The 18,907-nt window shown below is 70.2% G+C and carries 18 protein-coding genes and 1 tRNA gene; 16 read left to right on the forward strand and 3 right to left on the reverse strand.

What is annotated here, in order from left to right; genetic code table 11:
• Position 1 precedes the first annotated feature (1 nt).
• From murD to CKW28_RS09435, 14 genes are all read left to right on the forward strand, one after another.
• Positions 2-1,462: a UDP-N-acetylmuramoyl-L-alanine--D-glutamate ligase gene (murD, locus tag CKW28_RS09370; protein WP_003927674.1), complete on the forward strand. Its 1,461-nt coding sequence runs from the start codon at positions 2-4 to the stop codon at positions 1,460-1,462.
• A 9-nt stretch (positions 1,463-1,471) separates the two neighbouring features.
• Positions 1,472-3,112, forward strand: a complete 1,641-nt coding sequence (gene ftsW / locus CKW28_RS09375) for a putative lipid II flippase FtsW (protein ID WP_003927675.1) — start codon at positions 1,472-1,474, stop codon at positions 3,110-3,112.
• A gap of 68 nt (positions 3,113-3,180) precedes the next feature.
• Positions 3,181-4,392 (forward strand): undecaprenyldiphospho-muramoylpentapeptide beta-N-acetylglucosaminyltransferase, encoded by a 1,212-nt coding sequence (murG, locus tag CKW28_RS09380; RefSeq protein ID WP_050812099.1) that lies wholly within the window; start codon positions 3,181-3,183, stop codon positions 4,390-4,392.
• Complete coding sequence (gene murC / locus CKW28_RS09385; RefSeq protein WP_003927677.1) at positions 4,389-5,870, forward strand: UDP-N-acetylmuramate--L-alanine ligase; 1,482 nt, start codon at positions 4,389-4,391, stop codon at positions 5,868-5,870. Before murG ends, murC begins: the two co-directional genes overlap by 4 nt.
• 128 nt (positions 5,871-5,998) lie before the next feature.
• Positions 5,999-6,856, forward strand: coding sequence for a cell division protein FtsQ/DivIB (locus CKW28_RS09390; RefSeq protein WP_110844494.1), 858 nt, complete (start codon positions 5,999-6,001; stop codon positions 6,854-6,856).
• 189 nt (positions 6,857-7,045) lie between these two features.
• Entirely contained in the window at positions 7,046-8,194 is a 1,149-nt protein-coding gene (gene ftsZ / locus CKW28_RS09395; RefSeq protein WP_003927679.1) for a cell division protein FtsZ, read from the forward strand.
• 15 nt (positions 8,195-8,209) lie between these two features.
• The gene (gene pgeF / locus CKW28_RS09400) at positions 8,210-8,917 is read left to right on the forward strand and encodes a peptidoglycan editing factor PgeF (protein WP_003927680.1); all 708 of its coding nucleotides are present in this window, start codon (positions 8,210-8,212) and stop codon (positions 8,915-8,917) included.
• Between the two features lie 6 nt (positions 8,918-8,923).
• The gene (locus tag CKW28_RS09405) at positions 8,924-9,772 is read left to right on the forward strand and encodes a YggS family pyridoxal phosphate-dependent enzyme (protein ID WP_040548399.1); all 849 of its coding nucleotides are present in this window, start codon (positions 8,924-8,926) and stop codon (positions 9,770-9,772) included.
• Positions 9,756-10,412 carry a cell division protein SepF gene (locus CKW28_RS09410; protein WP_003927682.1) on the forward strand — a complete coding sequence of 219 codons (657 nt, stop codon included), beginning with the start codon at positions 9,756-9,758 and terminating at the stop codon, positions 10,410-10,412. The genes CKW28_RS09405 and CKW28_RS09410 overlap by 17 nt, the downstream gene beginning before the upstream one ends.
• Before the next feature lie 189 nt (positions 10,413-10,601).
• Complete coding sequence (locus tag CKW28_RS09415) at positions 10,602-10,892, forward strand: YggT family protein (protein ID WP_003927683.1); 291 nt, start codon at positions 10,602-10,604, stop codon at positions 10,890-10,892.
• Positions 10,893-11,110: 218 nt separating this feature from the next.
• Positions 11,111-11,905: a DivIVA-like cell division protein Wag31 gene (wag31, locus tag CKW28_RS09420; RefSeq protein ID WP_003927684.1), complete on the forward strand. Its 795-nt coding sequence runs from the start codon at positions 11,111-11,113 to the stop codon at positions 11,903-11,905.
• Positions 11,906-11,947: 42 nt separating this feature from the next.
• Positions 11,948-12,490, forward strand: coding sequence for a hypothetical protein (locus tag CKW28_RS09425; protein WP_003927685.1), 543 nt, complete (start codon positions 11,948-11,950; stop codon positions 12,488-12,490).
• 25 nt (positions 12,491-12,515) lie between these two features.
• Positions 12,516-13,865 carry a TIGR01777 family oxidoreductase gene (locus CKW28_RS09430; protein ID WP_003927686.1) on the forward strand — a complete coding sequence of 450 codons (1,350 nt, stop codon included), beginning with the start codon at positions 12,516-12,518 and terminating at the stop codon, positions 13,863-13,865.
• 128 nt (positions 13,866-13,993) lie between these two features.
• A complete protein-coding gene (locus CKW28_RS09435) occupies positions 13,994-15,016 on the forward strand; it encodes a TerC family protein (protein ID WP_003927687.1) in 1,023 nt (340 codons plus the stop codon).
• Here CKW28_RS09435 and CKW28_RS09440 read toward each other — a convergent pair.
• The 3 genes from CKW28_RS09440 to CKW28_RS09450 form a co-directional block, all read right to left on the reverse strand.
• Positions 15,009-15,368 (reverse strand): hypothetical protein, encoded by a 360-nt coding sequence (locus CKW28_RS09440; RefSeq protein ID WP_003927688.1) that lies wholly within the window; start codon positions 15,366-15,368, stop codon positions 15,009-15,011. The genes CKW28_RS09435 and CKW28_RS09440 overlap by 8 nt on opposite strands.
• A 115-nt stretch (positions 15,369-15,483) precedes the next feature.
• On the reverse strand, positions 15,484-16,692 hold the full coding sequence (locus CKW28_RS09445) for a TerC family protein (protein WP_003927689.1): 1,209 nt from the start codon (positions 16,690-16,692) through the stop codon (positions 15,484-15,486).
• A gap of 62 nt (positions 16,693-16,754) precedes the next feature.
• Positions 16,755-16,843: transfer RNA gene (locus tag CKW28_RS09450), tRNA-Leu, on the reverse strand.
• A 151-nt stretch (positions 16,844-16,994) separates the two neighbouring features.
• Between CKW28_RS09450 and CKW28_RS09455 the strand changes: the two genes are divergently transcribed.
• Both CKW28_RS09455 and CKW28_RS09460 read left to right on the forward strand, forming a co-directional pair.
• Complete coding sequence (locus tag CKW28_RS09455) at positions 16,995-18,329, forward strand: M20/M25/M40 family metallo-hydrolase (RefSeq protein ID WP_003927690.1); 1,335 nt, start codon at positions 16,995-16,997, stop codon at positions 18,327-18,329.
• A 20-nt stretch (positions 18,330-18,349) separates the two neighbouring features.
• The gene (locus CKW28_RS09460; protein ID WP_003927691.1) at positions 18,350-18,880 is read left to right on the forward strand and encodes a YbhB/YbcL family Raf kinase inhibitor-like protein; all 531 of its coding nucleotides are present in this window, start codon (positions 18,350-18,352) and stop codon (positions 18,878-18,880) included.
• The last annotated feature ends 27 nt before the right edge of the window (positions 18,881-18,907 follow it).

Consider the following 18,907-nt stretch of genomic DNA (forward strand, 5'->3'; position numbering starts at 1 on the left):
GATGACCGCCGGGCTCGCGCCGCTGGAGCCGGGCGCGGCCGTGCTCGTCGTCGGCGCCGGCATCACCGGCCGGGCGGTCCTGGCCGCGTTGGCGCCGTTCGACGTGCGGGCCACACTCTGTGACGACAATCCGGCGGCGCTGGCCCCGCACGCCGACCGCGGGGTGGCGGTGCTCGACCCGGCCGCCGCCGAGAACCGGATCGGCGATTTCGCGCTCGTGGTCACCAGCCCCGGACTGCCGCCGACGGCGCCGGTGCTGGTGGCCGCCGCGGCGGCCGGGGTGCCGGTGTGGGGTGATGTCGAGCTGGCCTGGCGGCTGGACGCCGCGGGCCGGTTCGGCGCGCCGCGCCGCTGGCTGGTGGTCACCGGAACCAACGGCAAGACCACCACCACGTCGATGCTGCAGGCCATGCTGCTGGCCGACGGCCGCCGCAGCGCGCTGTGCGGCAACATCGGCAACCCGGTGCTGGACGTCCTGACCGAACCCGTCGACCTGTTCGCGGTGGAGCTGTCCAGTTTCCAGCTGCACTGGGCGCCCTCGGTGCGCCCGTACGCCGGGGTGGTGCTCAACATCGCCGAGGACCATCTGGACTGGCACGGCTCGCTCACCGCCTACGCGCAGGCCAAGGCGCGGGTGCTGGGCGGGACGGTAGCGGTGGCCGGGGTGGACGATCCGATGGCCGCGCGACTGCTGGCCGCGGCGGCGGCGCCGCGCAAGGTCGGGTTCCGGCTCGGGGCGCCCGCCGCGGATGAGCTCGGGGTGGCCGACGGCATGCTGGTGGACCGGGCGTTCGCCGACGGGCTGCCGCTGGTGGCGGTCGACCGCATCCCGGTCGCCGGGCCGGTCGGAATCCTCGACGCGCTGGGCGCCGCGGCGCTGGCCCGCGCCGTCGGGGTGGCGGCCGAGTCGATCGCCGCCGGGCTGACGGCGTTCGAGGTCGGCCGGCACCGCGCCGAGCTGATCGCCACCGCCGGCGGCATCAGCTACGTCGACGACTCCAAGGCGACCAATCCGCACGCGGCGGCCGCGTCGATCGCCGCCCACCCACGGGTGGTGTGGATCGCCGGCGGCCTGCTCAAGGGCGCGGCGGTGGACGAACTGGTCGCCGAGGTGGCGGACCGGCTGGCCGGGGTGGTGCTGATCGGTCGGGATCGCGAAATCATTGCCCAAGCGTTATCGCGACACGCCCCCGAGGTTCCCGTCGTCTCGGTGGTGACGGGGGACGATTCTGGGATGCAAGCGACAGCTGGGGCACCTGTTAATGCTGTGACTCGTGTTGTTGAGGCCACGGAACCGATCGGGCCGGCCGTGATGACCGCGGCGGTGGCCGCCGCCCGGGCGCTGGCGAGCCCCGGTGACACTGTGCTATTGGCGCCGGCCGGCGCATCGTTTGACCAGTTCAGCGGGTATGCGGACCGAGGCGATGCGTTCGCTGCCGCGGTCCGTGCGGCCATCCGGTAGGAGGGGCCGGTGAGCGCCATCCTGGACCGGTTGAGACACCGGCGGACCAGCCCTGCCGCCGACGACTCCGCCTCCGAGCCGGGCGAGCGGGAGGCCTCCGGGCCGGCGGGGGAGGCCGGTGCCGGGTCGACCGGCAGACCCGCCGGAACGGCGATCACCGGCGTGCGCACCCGGATCAGCGCCTGGATCGGCCGGCCGATGACGTCGTTCCACCTCATCATCGCGGTGACCGCGCTGCTGACCCTGCTCGGGCTGACCATGGTGCTGTCCGCCTCGGGGGTGCGGTCCTACGGCGACGACGGTTCACCGTGGGCGATCTTCAGCCGCCAGGTGCTGTGGACCCTGATCGGGTTGGTCGCGTTCTACGTCGCGGTGCGCACCCGGATCCGGGTGCTGCGGAGGTTCGCCTTCGCCGGCTACCTGGTCACGATCGTGCTGTTGATCCTGGTGCTGATACCCGGCATCGGCACGGTCGCCAACGGTTCCCGCGGCTGGTTCGTGTTCGGGAGCCTGTCCATGCAGCCCTCGGAGGTCGCCAAGATCTCGTTGGCGCTGTGGGGTGCGCACCTGCTGGCCGCCCGGCGGATGGAACGGGCGTCGCTGCGCGAGATGCTGATTCCGCTGGTGCCGGCCACCGTGGTGGCGCTGGCGCTGATCGCCGCGCAGCCCGACCTCGGGCACACGGTGTCGTTGGGCATCATCCTGCTGGCCCTGCTGTGGTACGCGGGTCTGCCGCTGCGGGTGTTCGTCAGCTCGCTGGTGGCGATCGTCGCCGCGGCGGCCGTGCTGGCCATGGCCGAGGGCTACCGCTCGGTGCGGGTGCAGTCCTGGCTGAATCCCAACGCCGACCCGCAGGGCGCCGGTTATCAGGCTCGGCAGGCCCGGTTCGCGCTGGCCAACGGCGGGTTCTTCGGCGAGGGGCTGGGTCAGGGCACCGCCAAGTGGAACTACCTGCCCGAGGCGCACAACGACTTCATCTTCGCCATCATCGGTGAGGAACTCGGGTTCGTCGGTGCGATGGCGGTGCTGTGCCTGTTCGGCCTGTTCGCCTACACCGGCATGCGGATCGCCCGCCGCTCCGTCGACCCGTTCCTGCGGCTGTTCACCGCGACCGCCACGATGTGGCTGCTCAGCCAGGTGTTCATCAACGTCGGTTACGTGGTCGGCCTGCTGCCGGTGACCGGGCTGCAGTTGCCGCTGATCTCCGCCGGCGGCACCGCCTCGGTGACGACGCTGTTCATGATGGGGCTGATCGCCAACGCGGCCCGACACGAACCCGAGGCGGTGGCGGCGTTACGGGCCGGCCGCGACGATCGGGTGAACCGTTGGCTGCGGCTGCCGCTGCCCGAACCGTACGCGCCGACGCGGCTGGAGGCGGCGCGGGACCGGTTGCGCTCCCGGCCCGGCCGGCAGCGGGGCTCCAAGCAGGCCCCCCGGCAGACGGCCCGGACCCGGCGGGCCGCGGTGCGCACCGGGCATCCGGCGGATCGGCCGGCGCGTCGCTCAGGGCATCATGGAGGCGGTCGACGTTCCGGCGGCCGCGTCCGGCAGGATCGGACCGCACGTCGGAGCGGGGCCGCCCGCTCGGGTGCGGGTCAGCGACAACAGGGCCGACGGGCCCGCGCACTGGAAGGTCGACGTCAGGGGTGATTCACTCGGGCAGCGAGCCGCTGCCGTCCGGGGGCGAGCGTGGCATCCCGGGCCCGGCGGGGCGGGGGATGCCGGACCCGGAGGACCGGGAGATGGTGGACCGGGAGATATCCGTGGTGCTGGCCGGCGGTGGCACCGCCGGCCATGTGGAACCCGCGATGGCGGTCGCCGATGCGCTCACCGCGCTGGAACCGGGGGTGCGGATCACCGCGTTGGGCACCCACCGTGGGCTGGAGACCCGGCTGGTGCCCGAACGCGGCTACCGGCTCGAACTGATCACACCGGTGCCGCTGCCCCGTAAACCCACCGCCGATCTGGCCCGGCTCCCGCTGCGGGTGCGCCGGGCCGTGCGCGAGACCCGCGCGGTGCTCGACGCGGTGCGGGCCGATGTGGTCATCGGGTTCGGCGGCTACGTCGCGTTGCCCGCTTACCTGGCCGCGCGCGGCGGTCTGCGGCGACGGTCGGCGGTGCCGGTGGTGGTGCACGAGGCCAACGCCCACGCCGGATGGGCCAACCGGGTCGGGGCGCGTGCGGCGCAACGGGTGCTCTCGGCGGTGCCCGATCCGGGTCTGGGCCCGGTCGAGGTGGTCGGGGTCCCGCTGCGCAGCTCCATCACGTCGATGGACCGCCACGCGCTGCGGGCCGAGGCGCGGGCGTGTTTCGGGTTCGACGCCGACGCCCGGGTGCTGCTGGTGTTCGGCGGATCGCAGGGCGCCCAGTCGATCAACCGCGCCGTCGCTGCCGCTGCGCGACGTCTCGCGGCGGCGGGCATCTCGGTTCTGCACGCGCACGGCCCGAAGAACACGCTGCAGCTGCCGGCGCCGGCCGACGGCGCCCCGCCGTACGTGGCGGTGCCGTACCTGGACCGGATGGATCTGGCCTACGCGGCCGCCGATCTGGCGATCTGCCGGTCGGGGGCGATGACGGTGGCCGAGGTCTCGGCGGTGGGTCTGCCCGCGATCTACGTCCCGCTGCCGATCGGCAACGGCGAACAGCGGTTCAACGCGCTGCCGGTGGTGCAGGCCGGCGGCGGCCTGCTCATCGACGACGCCGACCTCGGCCCGGATCTGGTCGCCGACACCGTGATCGGGCTGTTGACCGATCCGGCCCGGCTGGCCGCGATGACCACCGCCGCCGCCCTGGCCGGCCATCGCGACGCGGCCGAACAGGTCGCCAAGGTGGCGCTGGAGGTGGCCCGCGACGGTCGCCGGGCTCGGGACGGGTCCGCGGGACGGGTCGTGCGCAGGACCAGCAGGAGCCGGCGAGAGGGCGGGCGGTGACGCAGGCCTCGTTACCCGCGGAGCTGCGGCGGGTGCACATGGTCGGCATCGGCGGGGCCGGGATGTCCGGCATCGCCCGCATCCTGCTGGACCGGGGCGCGCTGGTGTCGGGTTCGGACGCCAAGGAGTCCCGCGGGCTGGTGGCGTTGCGGGCCCGCGGCGCGCAGGTGCGGGTCGGCCATGACGAGTCGTCGCTGGATCTGCTGCCGGGCGGGCCGACCGCGGTGGTGACCACCCATGCCGCGATTCCCAAGACCAACCCCGAACTGGTGGAGGCGCGGCGCCGCGGCATCCCGGTGATCCTGCGCCCGGTGGTGCTCGCCAAGCTGATGGCCGGGTACACCACGTTGATGGTGACCGGCACCCACGGGAAGACCAGCACCACCTCGATGCTCACCGTGGCGCTGCAGCACGGTGGCTTCGACCCGTCCTTCGCGGTCGGCGGTGATCTGGGCGAGGCCGGCACCAACGCCCATCACGGCAGCGGGACGGTCTTCGTCGCCGAGGCCGACGAGAGCGACGGCTCGCTGTTGGAGTACACCCCCGACGTCGTGGTGGTGACCAATATCGAGGCCGACCACCTGGACTTCTTCGGCAGTCCGCAAGCCTACACCGCGGTGTTCGACGACTTCATGGAACGGCTGGCGCCCGGTGGTGTGCTGATCGCCTGTGTGGACGACCCGGGCGCGGCCGCCCTGGCCGACCGCACCGCCGCGCTGGGCATCCGGGTGCTGCGCTACGGCAGCCCGGCCCCGGGGCGGCCGGCGACCGAGCTGGCCGGCGCGCTGGTCGGGTGGGAGCATCAGGGCACCGGCGCGGTGGCCCAGATCCAGTTGGCGGGGGAGAACCACCCGCGTGCGATGCGGCTGGCGGTGCCGGGCCGGCACATGGCCCTCAACGCGCTCGGCGCACTGCTGGCGGCGCTGCAGGTCGGCGCCCCGGCCGACACCGTGCTCGACGGGCTGGCCGGGTTCGAAGGGGTGCGGCGGCGTTTCGAGCTGGTCGGCACCGCCAACGACATCCGGGTGTTCGACGACTACGCCCACCATCCCACCGAGGTCCGCGCGACGCTGGCGGCGCTGCGGGATGTGTTGCGCGACAGCGGCGATCGGCGGGGGCGGGCCATCGTGGTGTTCCAACCGCACCTGTACTCGCGCACCGAGGCCTTCGCGGCGGAGTTCGGCGCGGCGCTCAGCGCCGCCGACGAGGTGTTCGTGCTCGACGTGTATGCCGCGCGGGAACAACCCATCGCCGGGGTGAGCGGTGCGACCGTCGCCGAGCACGTGCGGGCGCCGGTGACCTACGTCCCGGACTTCTCCGCCGTCGCGGCCCGGGTGGCCGAGGTCGCCGCACCCGGCGACGTGGTGCTGACCATGGGCGCCGGCGACGTCACGCTGCTCGGTCAGGAGATCCTCAGTTCGGTGCGGGTGGTCGCCAACCGGGCCGGTCCGGGATCGCGGGGGATGAACCGGTCGTGACCGATCCGGAAGGGATCGAACCGGCGGGGACCGACGCGACCGGGGACCCGCACGGATCCGGGGTGACGCCGCCCGGCGCACCCGAACCCGGTGCCGCATCCGACCCGAGACCCGACCCCAACCCCGAGATGGACGCCGACCTCGCCGAATCGCGTTCGCAGTTCGAGGATTTCGAAGGCCCCCGGCGGCGTGCCCGCCGGGAGCGGGAGCAGCGGCGCGCCGCGGCGGCCCGGGCCCGGGCCATCGAACAGGCCCGCCGGGAGGCCAAGCGCCGGCTGCTGGCCGGTCAGGCGGAGCAGGCCGCCGGCCTGGACCGGCGCGCGGCGCGGGCGCTGAAGGCGTTGATGTGGGCGGCGGTGGTCAGCGTGGTCGCGGTGGCGGTGGGTCTGCTGCTGTACTTCACCCCGATCATGTCCGCGCGGGCGGTGATCGTCACCGGACTCGGCGAGTTGACCGAGCAGGAGGTGGTCGAGGTGGCCGCGATCCCACCCGGTGCACCGCTGCTGCAGGTCGACACCGACGAGGTGGCCGGACGGGTGGCGCAGATCCGCCGGGTGGCCAGCGTGCGGGTGCAGCGGGAGTATCCGTCGTCGGTGCGGATCACCGTCGTCGAACGGGTGCCGGTGGTGGTCAAGGACTATCCGGACGGTCCGCATCTGTTCGACCGGGACGGGGTGGATTTCGCCACCGCGCCGCCGCCGCCGGGACTGCCGTATCTGGACACCGACAATCCGGGGCCCAGCGATCCGGCGACCCAGGCCGCGCTGCAGGTGATGACGGCGCTGCGGCCGGAGGTGGTCGAGCAGGTGAGCAGGATCGCGGCGCCGTCGGTGGCGTCGATCACGTTGACGCTCAACGACGGCCGCGTGGTGGTGTGGGGGACCAACGACCGCACCGAGGAGAAGGCGATGAAGTTGGCGGCGTTGTTGACCCAGCCCGGCCAGACCTACGACGTCTCCAGCCCGGATCTGCCCACCGTCAAGTGACGGTGTGGGCAGAAACTTCTCCGCCCATCGGCGCGCCTGCGCGGATACCGACCCGAGTCGCCCTACGGTTCTGGTTGCACGGATTTACTTGACATAACTCTAAGCCTCTGGTTGAGGTTGAGGGTTTTGCCAACCGAGGCGGTCAAGGATTCGGCGCCCCGAACGGCAACTCAGGGAGGAAGACGATCGATGACCCCCCCGCACAACTATCTCGCCGTCATCAAGGTGGTCGGCATCGGCGGTGGCGGCGTCAATGCCGTCAACCGAATGATCGAACAGGGCCTGAAGGGCGTGGAGTTCATCGCCATCAACACCGACGCTCAGGCGCTGCTGATGAGCGATGCCGACGTCAAACTCGACGTCGGCCGGGAATCCACCCGAGGGCTGGGCGCCGGTGCGGACCCCGAGGTGGGCCGCAAGGCCGCCGAGGACGCCAAGGACGAGATCGAGGAGCTGCTCCGCGGCGCCGACATGGTGTTCGTCACCGCCGGTGAGGGCGGCGGCACCGGCACCGGCGGAGCCCCCGTGGTGGCGAGCATCGCCCGTAAGCTCGGCGCGCTGACCGTCGGCGTGGTGACCCGGCCGTTCTCGTTCGAGGGCCGGCGGCGCAGCAATCAGGCCGAACAGGGGATCGCCGCGCTGCGGGAGAGCTGCGACACCCTGATCGTGATCCCGAACGACAGGCTGCTGCAGATGGGCGATGCCGCGGTGTCACTGATGGACGCCTTCCGCGCCGCCGACGAGGTGCTGCTCAACGGCGTGCAGGGCATCACCGACCTGATCACCACCCCGGGCCTGATCAACGTCGACTTCGCCGACGTCAAGGGGGTGATGAGCGGCGCCGGCACGGCGCTGATGGGCATCGGCGCGGCGCGCGGCGACGGGCGGGCGCTCAAGGCCGCCGAGATCGCGATCAACTCCCCGCTGCTGGAGGCGTCGATGGAGGGCGCCCACGGCGTGCTGCTGTCCGTGGCCGGCGGCAGCGACCTGGGTCTCTTCGAGATCAACGAGGCCGCCTCGCTGGTGCAGGACTCGGCCCATCCGGAGGCCAACATCATCTTCGGCACCGTCATCGACGACTCGCTGGGCGACGAGGTGCGGGTGACCGTGATCGCCGCCGGGTTCGACGCCTCGGGTCCGAGCCGCAAACCGGTGGTCAACACCCCGAGTGCGGCGTCCACCCAGCCGATCGCCCCGGGCCGCGCCGGATCGGTGTCCTCGACGTTCTCCCCGGGCGAGGCGACCAGCGTGCCGGTGCACTCCAACGGCGCGACGGTCAGCGTCGGCGGCGAGGACGACGACGATGACGTCGACGTTCCGCCCTTCATGCGACGCTGATCGATACTGGGGACTGTGACCGTCCGCATCCGGCGCGTGATCACCACCCGCGCCGGCGGCGTCTCGGCGCCGCCCTACGACAGCTTCAATCTCGGCGACCACGTCGGTGACGATCCGGCCGCGGTGGCCGCGAACCGCGCCCGATTGGCGGCCACGATCGGTCTCGGTGAGGACCGATTGGTATGGATGAATCAGGTCCACGGAGACCGAATTGTCGTGGTCGACGATACGGTCGATCATGCGGTGGATGACGCCGACGGATTGGTGACCACAACACCGCGTTTGGCATTGGTTGTCGTGACCGCCGATTGTGTGCCGGTTTTGATGGCCGATGCGCGGGTCGGCGTGGTCGCGGCCGTCCATGCCGGCCGGGTCGGGGCGCAACGCGGTGTGGTGGTGCGGGCGGTGCAGACCATGCTCGACGTGGGCGCCCGGGTGGAGGACATCTCGGCGCTGCTCGGACCGGCGGTGAGCGGACGGAACTACGAGGTGCCCGCCGAGATGGCCGATGAGGTGGAACGAGCGCTGCCGGGCAGTCGCACCACCACCGCCAAGGGCACCCCGGGACTGGACCTCAGAGCTGGAATCGCCCGTCAGCTAACCGAATTGGGCGTCACCGCCATCGACATCGACCCACGCTGCACGGTGGACGACCCGGACCTGTTCAGCCATCGTCGGGGTGCGCCGACCGGCCGGTTGGCGTCGCTGATCTGGATGGAGTGATGCGAGGTGACTGATTCGGGTTCCGGGTCCCGACGGGCCCAGTTGGCCGTGGCGCTGGCGGCGCTGCGGGCCCGGTTGGAACAGGCCGCGGTGGCGGCCGGAAGGGCGGCCGACGAGATCGAATTACTGCCGATCACCAAATTCTTCCCGGCCTCCGATGTATTGATTCTTCACGGGCTCGGAATTTCTGCGTTCGGTGAATCCCGCGAACAGGAAGCGTCGGCGAAAATTGCCGAGGTGAATCGGAATTTGTCGGTCGAACAAAACGCATCACCGATTCGCTGGCATATGGTCGGCCGCATTCAGCGCAATAAGGCCAGAGCGGTGGCGCGGTGGGCGTATGCCGCCCACTCCGTCGACAACGCGAAACTGGTCGCCGCGCTGAGCCGGGGTGCCGTCCAGGCTCTCGACGAGGGCGTGCGCACCGCGCCGGTGCGGGTCTATGTCCAGGTCAGCCTCGACGGCGACGAACGGCGGGGCGGGGTGGACGTCGGCCGGCCGCAGCTGGTCGACGAGTTGTGCGCGGCGGTGCACGACGCCGCCGGGCTGGAGCTCGTCGGGTTGATGGGGATTCCGCCGCTGAACTGGGACGCCGAGGAGGCGTTCGCCCGGCTGGCGGCCGAGCACGCCCGGGTGCAGGAGGGCTATTCACACCGGCTGGGGCTGTCGGCCGGCATGTCCGGCGACCTCGAGGCGGCGGTGAAACACGGTTCGACATGTGTGCGTGTCGGTACCGCGTTGTTGGGGCCGCGCCCGCTAACGTCACCCGCAGTAGTCACTCCAGTCACACCTTCATCACAGACACCCCCAATCACTAGAGCCTCAGAAGGGTCGCGCGATGAGCACACTGCATAAGGTCAAGGCCTACTTCGGAATGGCACCGTTGGATGACTACGAGGACGAGTACTACGAGGACGACGAGCGTGGCCCCTCGCGCGGTGGGTATGCCCGCCGGCCGCGTGCCGAACGCTTCGAGGACGACGAGTACGGTCCGGTCGACGGTCGCGATTACGACGGTCCTGACTACGAAGCCCCCGGCTACCGTGGCGGATATCACGACGACCCGCGTTTCGAGCCCCGGATGCGGGCTCCGCGGGAGTTCGACCGGCCACACGACATGGGCCGGCCGAGGTTTGCCCCACTGCGCGGCGCGACCCGCGGTGCACTGGCGATGGATCCGCGCCGGATGGCGGAGTTGTTCGACGCCGGCAGCCCGCTGTCGAAGATCACCACGCTGCGGCCGAAGGACTACAGCGAGGCCCGCACCATCGGTGAGCGCTTCCGCGACGGCAACCCGGTGATCATGGACCTGGTCGCGATGGACAACGCCGACGCCAAGCGGCTGGTCGACTTCGCGGCCGGGCTGGCGTTCGCGCTGCGCGGCTCCTTCGACAAGGTCGCCACCAAGGTGTTCCTGCTGTCCCCGGCGGATGTGGACGTCACCGCCGAGGAGCGCCGCCGGATCGCCGAGGCCGGTTTCTACAGCTACCAGTAGAGCTACCGGCAGCGGTTTCCGGCCCCCGCCACCGGAACCCGGCTCGGCCCGGCCCGGCGGCATCCGGCACGCCGGGTAGGCTGACGACATCACGCGGGTGAGGGTGGTGCATCCGGCCGACGACGGCCGGCGATGGTTCACCCCACCTGTATCGAATGTCACATCGGGCGCTAGTAAAGGACGACATAGTTGTCGCTGTTTTTCACCATCCTTGGGTTGGCGCTGTTCGTTTTCTGGCTGCTGCTCATCGCCAGGGTCGTGGTCGAGTTCATCCGGTCCTTCAGCCGGGACTGGCACCCCAAGGGTCTGACCGTGGTGATCCTGGAGACCATCATGACGGTGACCGATCCGCCGGTTCGGCTGCTGCGGCGTCTCATTCCGCAGCTCACGGTGGGTGCGGTCCGGTTCGACCTGTCCATCATGGTGCTGCTGCTGGTGGCGTTCATCGGTATGCAGCTGGCCTTCGGCGCCGCGGCCTGAACGCCGACGGGCCGGGCCGGGGCCCGAGCCCGCCGCGGTGGGGCGGCCGAGTTTGCCAGAAGAACTGGAATATCACTAAGAAGATTGAAATAAGCTCTTAATAATCGGCCGCCCCTGCAACCGCCGGGTCTGGTGTGACAGGATGGACGCCAGTTACCAGCCGACGAGGCTCTACACTTTGAAATCGGTTGACGGTCCAGACTCCAAGGGGGCATAGAATGCCGCTCACACCAGCCGACGTACACAATGTCGCGTTCAGTAAGCCGCCGATAGGAAAGCGCGGTTATAACGAGGATGAGGTCGACGCGTTTCTCGATCTGGTCGAGAACGAACTCGCCCGCCTCATCGAGGAGAACACCGACCTGCGCCAGCGGGTGGCGGAGTTGGACCAGGAATTGCAGGCCGCTCGTGCGGCGGCCGGCGGCGGACAGTCGACTCAGGCGATTCCGCTGTACCAGCCGGAACCGGAACCCGAGCCTGCGCCCCAGCCCGAGCAGTCGACCGCCGTCAGCGAGGATCAGCACCTCAAGGCCGCCAAGGTCCTGAGCCTGGCCCAGGACACCGCCGACCGTCTGACCAGCACCGCCAAGGCGGAGTCGGAGAAGATGCTCGCCGATGCCCGCGCCCAGGCCGACGCGATGATCGCCGAGGCGCGCAGCACCGCCGAGACCACCATCGCCGATGCGCGTCAGCGTTCCGAGGCGATGCTCAACGACGCCAAGACCCGGTCCGAGGCTCAGCTGCGCCAGGCGCAGGAGAAGGCCGACGCCCTGCAGGCCGACGCCGAGCGCAAGCATTCCGAGATCATGGGCACCATCAACCAGCAACGCACCGTGCTGGAGGGACGCCTCGAGCAGCTGCGCACCTTCGAGCGCGAGTATCGCACCCGGCTCAAGACCTATCTGGAGTCCCAGCTCGAAGAGCTCGGTCAGCGTGGCTCGGCGGCGCCGGTGGACTCGACCGCCAACAGCGACAGCGGCGCCTTCAACCAGTTCACCCGCGGAAGCAACTGAGCTGATCTTGACTGAGCTCACAACCCGTGTTCGGGCGGTCCCGTGCTGATCATCGCGTTGGTCATGGCCGTGATCGGCCTGGCGGCGCTGGTGACCGCCGTGGTCACCAGCAACGAGGTGATCGCGTGGGTGTGCATCGGGGCCAGCCTGATCGGTGTGATCCTGCTGATCGTCGACGCGGTCCGGGAACGCAGCCGGCCTGCCGCCGGGGCCGCGGAACCCGGCGGGAGCGGCGAGCCTGAATCCGAGACCGACACCGACACCTCGACGGAGCGCGGCTTCGATGCCGACTACCCCGAGGACACCGAGTTCGGGGCCCCCGAATACCCCGCCGACGAGGTGGAACACTCCGCCGACGAGGTGGGGGAGACCACCCGGGACGAGGACGCCGCCACCGACGACACCACGGTCATCGCCGCGGTGTCCGACGACACCACGGTGCTGGACCCCGTCTCCGACGAACCCGGTGCACCCGGTGCACCCGGGCCAGCCGGCGAGGGGGACCTCGGTGGGCCCGGGCCCGATGACGACCTGACCGCCGGGGAATCCGGCGACAGCGCCGTGGACGAGCACCGCACCCGCTGATCGGCCCGCCTCGGCGATACCGGCCATGGGCATCGAATACGAGAGCGTCGTCCCGCACCCGATCGCGGATGTATTCGCGTGGTACGGCCGGCCGGGTGCGTTGACACGCCTCATACCGCCGTGGCAGCCGATGACCGCGGTGGCCGAGGCCGCCTCGCTGGCCGACGGCCGCGCTGTGCTCGCCCTACCCGGCGGGCTGCGGTGGGTCGCCCAGCACGATCCGGCCGGATATGTTCCGCCCCGCCGGTTCGTGGACACACTCGCCTCCGGCGGCCCGCGGTCCTGGCCGACCCGGCTGATCGGACACTGGCAGCACATCCACGAATTCGACCCCGTCGACGACGGGCACACCCGGGTCCGTGATCGCGTGCGGGCGCCCGTCCCCCGGGCTCTGCTCGAGCCGATGTTGCGGTACCGGCACCGTCAACTGGCCGACGATCTCGCCGCGCACCGCGAGGCGGCCGCTGCCAGGGCGGGACCGTGGACGCTCGCCGTGACCGGGGCCTCCGGTCTGGTCGGCTCCGCGCTGACGGCGCTGCTGAGCACCGGCGGGCATCGGGTGATCCGCCTGGTGCGCCGGCCGGCCCGGGGGCCCGGGGAGCGGCGGTGGGAACCGGAGTATCCCGCCCCGGATCTGCTCGACGGCGTCGACACCGTCATCCATCTGGCCGGCGCCTCGATCGCCGGGCGGTTCACCGCGCAACACCGCGCCGCCATCCGTGACAGCCGCATCGGGCCCACCCGCAGGCTCGCCGAACTCGCCGGCCGCGCCGCCGGTGTCCGCACGTTCGTCAGCGCCTCGGCGATCGGCTACTACGGCCCCGACCGGGGCGATGACCTCCTGACCGAGGCCGACGCGCGCGGGGACGGCTTCCTCGCCGACGTGGTCGCCGACTGGGAGGCCGCCACCGAGCCGGCGCTCGCCGCCGGCGTGCGGGTGGTGTGCGTGCGGACCGGGATCGTGCAGGCCGCCCGGGGCGGCACGCTGAGGGTGCTGCGGCCGCTGTTCTCGGCCGGGCTCGGCGGGCCGATCGGCGGCGGTACGCAGTGGCTGTCCTGGATCGGTCTCGACGACCTGCTCGACGTCTACCACCGCGCCGCCTACGACATCCGGCTGACCGGACCGGTCAACGCGGTGGCGCCGCATCCGGTGCGCAACAGCGACTACACCGCGGCGCTGGCCGGGGTGCTGCGCCGCCCGGCGCGCATTCCGGTGCCCCCGGCCGTGCCACGGCTGCTGCTCGGCGCGCAGGGCGCCACCGAACTCGCGCTGGCCGATCAGCGGGTGGTGCCCGCCGAACTTCAGCGGCTGGGTCACCGGTTCCGCCATCGCACGATCACCGAGGCGCTGGCGCATCAACTGGGCCGGGGCTGACCTTCGGCCCGACGTGACAGGGCTTGCCGTGACAGGGCTCACCGGGTGACCTCTGCCGTGGAAAACCTCAGTAGTGTGTATCCAGTGAGCTTTCCAAATGCGGGCGTCGGCCCGGGGGAGTCGTCGCAGTGAACGTCACCGCGACGGTGTGGGCGATCACGATCGGTGTGATCCTGGCGCTGTTCGCCTTCGACCTGATCTTCCACGCGCGTAAACCGCATGCGCCGAGCTTCCGGGAATCGGCGGTCTGGTCGGCCGGCTACGTCACGCTGGCCCTGGTGTTCGGCCTGATCGTGCTGTGGCTGTGGGGAATCGACTACGCGGGGGAGTATTACGCCGGCTTCGTGACCGAATGGGCGCTGTCGGTGGACAACCTGTTCGTGTTCACCATCATCATGAGCAGCTTCGCGGTGCCCCGGGAACACCAGCCCAAGGTGCTGCTGATCGGCATCCTGATGGCGTTGGGGATGCGGGGCATCTTCATCGCGCTCGGCGCGGCGGCGATCAACACGTTCAGCTGGGTGTTCTACCTGTTCGGCCTGTTTCTGGTGTGGACAGCCGTCGGCCTGCTCCGCGAAGGCGGGCACGAACAGGAGGTCGAGGAACAGCGGGAGAACCGCATCGTGCGGACCGTGCGGCGGTTCGTCCCCACCACCAGGCAGTACCACGGCGCCAAGTTGAGCGTCCGCATCGACGGTAAGCGGGTGGTCACCCCGATGCTGTTGGCGCTGATCACGATTGGCTTCACCGACATCCTGTTCGCGCTGGACTCGATCCCGGCGATCTTCGGCCTGACCCGCGAACCCTACATCGTGTTCACCGCCAACGCCTTCGCGCTGATGGGTCTACGGCAGCTGTACTTCCTCATCGGCGGGCTGCTGGACCGGCTGGTCTTCCTGTCCTACGGCCTGTCGCTCATCCTGGCGTTCATCGGCGTCAAGCTGGTGTTGCACGCCCTGCACGAGAACGAGCTGCCGTTCGTCAACGACGGGCAGCCGGTGGCGGTACCCGAGGTGTCCACCGGGGTGTCGCTGGCCTTCATCGGCACGGTGCTGGTCATCACGACCGTCGCCAGCCTGCTCAAGACGCGTCGCGACGAGAAGCAGGCCAAGAAGGCCAACAGGATCCCGGAAGTACGCGAAGTCAGCTGAGGACGTTCAGCGGCAGGGTGACCGAGCCACGATCGCCGCTCACCGCGATCGTGTAGCGGCCGTCGGCCGGCAACGGCATCTGCATCGGGTAGAAGACGAAGCCGACCTCGCCGCCCAGGCTGGATTCCGGCACGGTCAACTGCGCGCTCTGGATGTTGCCCGCCGGATCGGTGACCGTCACATCGATTTTCGGCTGATCGTCGGATCCCTCGGGCTGGATCAGCACCACCAACGTCGCCTCGGCCGCGCGTTCCGGCCCCACCTTGCAGGCGCTGATCACACCACCGGTGATGTTGAGCTTGTTGTCCTGTACGGACGCCGATTCGGCCAGCAGAGCGCCAGTTACGATCACCGACCCAACATATCAACGCGCACGCCCCGGGGCGCCGAAACCTCCGATCCTCAGGTCCATCAAGGAATTTCGCGAACCAAGGCGTCCGGAGCGAATTCGTTCCCGGGTTCAGCGCTCACTGCTGCTGTTGCTGTTCGTCGGCCAGGTAGCGGTTGTGCTCGTCGTGCGCCCGGCGGATCAGATCCAGCAGTTCTGCCTCGTCCCGCACGATCATGGCGCGGTGCTTGGCCGGCAGCGCGGCGATCTTCTGCTCCTCGCGGCACAGCTCCTCGAACGCCTTCGCGCGTTCCTCGGTGAATCCGCCGTAGTAGGCCTCGTCGAGGTAGGCGGTGGCGTACCGGCGCACCTTCGCCACCGAGTTCCTCGCCTTGCCCCTCGGCGACACCAGCGACGCCACGGTGGTGACGGTCAGCGTGGCGAGAATCACCACCAGCGACAACGGGGTGCTGACCTCGACCACATTGACCGGTTCACCGTCGTTGATGAACGGCACATTGTTCTCGTGCAGGGCGTGCAGGAACAGCTTCACCCCGATGAACCCGAGGATGAACGCCAGCCCGAAGTGCAGATACACCAGCCGGTCCAGCAGGCCGTCGATGAGGAAGTACAACTGGCGCAGCCCCAGCAGTGAGAACGCCGTCGCGGTGAACACGATGTAGACGTTCTGGGTGAGGCCGAAGATCGCCGGGATCGAGTCCAGCGCGAACATCAGGTCGGTGCCGCCGATGGCCACCATCACCAACAGCATCGGGGTGAGCACCCGTTTGCCGTCCCGGACGGTGACGATCTTGTCCTCGTCGTACTCGCTGGTGGTGGGGAAGAACCGTTTCGCCAGCCGGATGACGACGTTGTCGGCGGTGCGGTCCTCATCGCTGGGCACCAGCAGCTGCCCGGCCGTCATGACGAGGATGAAGCCGAACACGTAGAACACCCACGCGAACGCGTTGATCAGGGCGGCGCCCAGAAAGATCATCCCGGTGCGGGCGATCAGCGCGAACACGATCCCGAACAGCAGCACCTTCTGCTGATCGGCCCGGGGCACCTTGAAGCTGGCGATGATCACCAGGAACACGAACAGGTTGTCCACCGACAGCGCCTTCTCGGTGATCCAGCCGGCGAAGTACTCCAGGCCCGGGTCGGTGCCGCCGAAGATCGTCACCCCGACGCCGAACAGGACCGCGAGGCCGACGTAGAACGCCGACCATTTCGCCGCCTCCGGCAGCGTCGGGATATGCGCCTTGCGGACGTGGAAGAAGAAGTCGAACGCCACCAGCGCGGCGATCAGGGCGATGGTGAGAGCCCAGATGAGCGGCGGAACGACCATCGGTCCCCATCTCTTCGCGCCGGCCGGCACGGAACCGTCCGTGCGGGTGGTGTGCGGAGGAGTGGTGTCCGAGGGGGGACTTGAACCCCCACGCCCGTTTATAGGGCACTAGCACCTCAAGCTAGCGCGTCTGCCATTCCGCCACTCGGACCCGGTGTGGGCAGCTAAGGCTATCGGATTCCGTCTCGCCGCCCAAACCCGAGTACCCAGTCTACGTTCTGCGCTGCAGGTCCGGGACCGGTGGTGCCCGAACCGGCCGAGACGATCCCGCGATCGGGGGCCATCAGTGGTAGGAAAGGGTTGTGACGAACCCGCCCCAGCCCGCCGACGAAGTGGTGGATCTCGTCAGCACGCTGATCCGCTTCGACACCTCCAACACCGGCGACCCGGCCACCACCCGGGTGGAGGCCGAGGCCGCGCACTGGGTGGCCGACCGGCTCCGGGAGGTCGGATACCAGACCGAGTACGTGGAGGCCGGCGCGCCGGGGCGGGGCAACGTGTTCGCCCGGCTGCCCGGCGCCGACCCGTCCCGCGGCGCGTTGCTGGTGCACGGCCACCTCGACGTGGTGCCCGCCGAACCGGCCGACTGGAGTGTGCACCCGTTCTCCGGGGCCGTCGAGGACGGCTACGTGTGGGGTCGCGGCGCGGTCGACATGAAGAACATGCTCGGCATGATGCTGGCGGTGGCCCGGCACTTCAAACGGGCCGGGATCGTGCCGCCCCGCGACATCGTGTTCGCGTTCCTCTCCGACGAGGAGCACGGCGGCACCTACGGGGCGCAGTGGCTCGTCGACCACCGCCCGGATCTGTTCACCGGCGTCACCGAGGCCATCGGGGAGGTCGGCGGGTTCTCCCTGACCGTGCCCCGCAAGGACGGCGGGGAACGGCGGCTGTATCTGGTCGAGACCGCCGAGAAGGGGCTGGCGTGGATGCGGCTCACCGCCCGCGGCCGCGCCGGCCACGGCTCGATGGTCAACGACGACAACGCGGTGACCGCGGTCGCCGAGGCGGTGGCCCGGCTGGGGCGGCACCGGTTCCCGCTGGTGCTCACCGAGTCGGTGCAACAGTTCCTGGAGGCCGTCGCCGAGGAGACCGGTTACAGCTTCGACGTGAACTCCCCGGATCTGGAGGGCACGATCGCGAAACTGGGCGGCGTCGCCCGCATCGTCGGGGCCACCCTGCGCGACACCGCCAACCCCACCATGCTGACCGCCGGTTACAAGGCGAACGTGATCCCGCAGACCGCGGAGGCCATCGTGGACTGCCGGGTGCTGCCCGGCCGGCGCGCGGCCTTCGAGCGGGAGGTCGACGAACTCATCGGCCCCGACGTGGAACGCAGCTGGGAACGCGATCTGCCCGCGGTGGAGACCACCTTCGACGGTGAGCTGGTCGACGCGATGAACGCCTCGCTGCTGGCGGTGGACCCCGAGGCCCGCACCGTCCCGTACATGATGTCCGGCGGGACGGATGCGAAAGCGTTCCAGCGGCTGGGTATTCGATGCTTCGGTTTCGTTCCGCTGCGGCTTCCGCCGGAACTGGACTTCTCGGCGCTGTTCCACGGCGTCGATGAGCGGGTGCCGGTCGACGCGCTCGAATTCGGCGCCCGGGTGCTGGACCACTTCCTGCAACACTGCTGAGACGAAAGGACTGGCTGAGCGTGGCTTTTCCGTACAACCCCTACGATTTCCTGCCCAAGCTGCCGACCTTCACACTGACCTCCGAGTCGATCACCGACGGCCAGCCGCTGGCCAACGATCAGGTCAGCGGGATCATGGGCGCCGGGGGCAAGGACATCTCCCCACAGCTGAGCTGGTCGGGATTCCCGGCGGAGACCCGCAGCTTCGCGGTCACCGTGTTCGACCCGGACGCGCCGACCGCCTCCGGTTTCTGGCACTGGGCGGTGGCCAACCTGCCCGCCGACGTCACCGAACTGCCCGCGGGCGCCGGTGACGGCAGCCCGCTGCCCGGGGGCGCGATCACGCTGCGCAACGACGCCGGGTCGCACCGCTACATCGGGGCCGCCCCGCCGGCCGGACACGGGTTCCACCGCTACTTCGTCGCCGTGCACGCCCTGCCCGTGGAGAAGCTGGACCTGACCGAGGACGCCTCCCCGGCGTTCCTGGGCTTCAACCTGTTCCAGCACGCGATCGCCCGGGCGCTGATCCACGGCACCTACGAACAGAAGTAGCGCCGCCGCTTTTCGCGAGCAGACGCG

The organism is Mycolicibacterium thermoresistibile (assembly GCF_900187065.1).
Lineage (GTDB): Bacteria > Actinomycetota > Actinomycetes > Mycobacteriales > Mycobacteriaceae > Mycobacterium > Mycobacterium thermoresistibile.

Bases quoted from the DNA above. Each gene is read 5' to 3' on its own strand.
- murD (WP_003927674.1), top strand. From the start codon at position 2: ATGACCGCCGGGCTCGCGCCGCTGGAGCCGGGCGCGGCCGTGCTCGTC.
- murG (WP_050812099.1), top strand. From the start codon at position 3,181: ATGCCGGACCCGGAGGACCGGGAGATGGTGGACCGGGAGATATCCGTG.
- CKW28_RS09390 (WP_110844494.1), top strand. From the start codon at position 5,999: ATGGACGCCGACCTCGCCGAATCGCGTTCGCAGTTCGAGGATTTCGAA.
- ftsZ (WP_003927679.1), top strand. From the start codon at position 7,046: ATGACCCCCCCGCACAACTATCTCGCCGTCATCAAGGTGGTCGGCATC.
- CKW28_RS09410 (WP_003927682.1), top strand. From the start codon at position 9,756: ATGAGCACACTGCATAAGGTCAAGGCCTACTTCGGAATGGCACCGTTG.
- wag31 (WP_003927684.1), top strand. From the start codon at position 11,111: ATGCCGCTCACACCAGCCGACGTACACAATGTCGCGTTCAGTAAGCCG.
- CKW28_RS09430 (WP_003927686.1), top strand. From the start codon at position 12,516: ATGGGCATCGAATACGAGAGCGTCGTCCCGCACCCGATCGCGGATGTA.
- CKW28_RS09445 (WP_003927689.1), bottom strand. From the start codon at position 16,692: ATGGTCGTTCCGCCGCTCATCTGGGCTCTCACCATCGCCCTGATCGCC.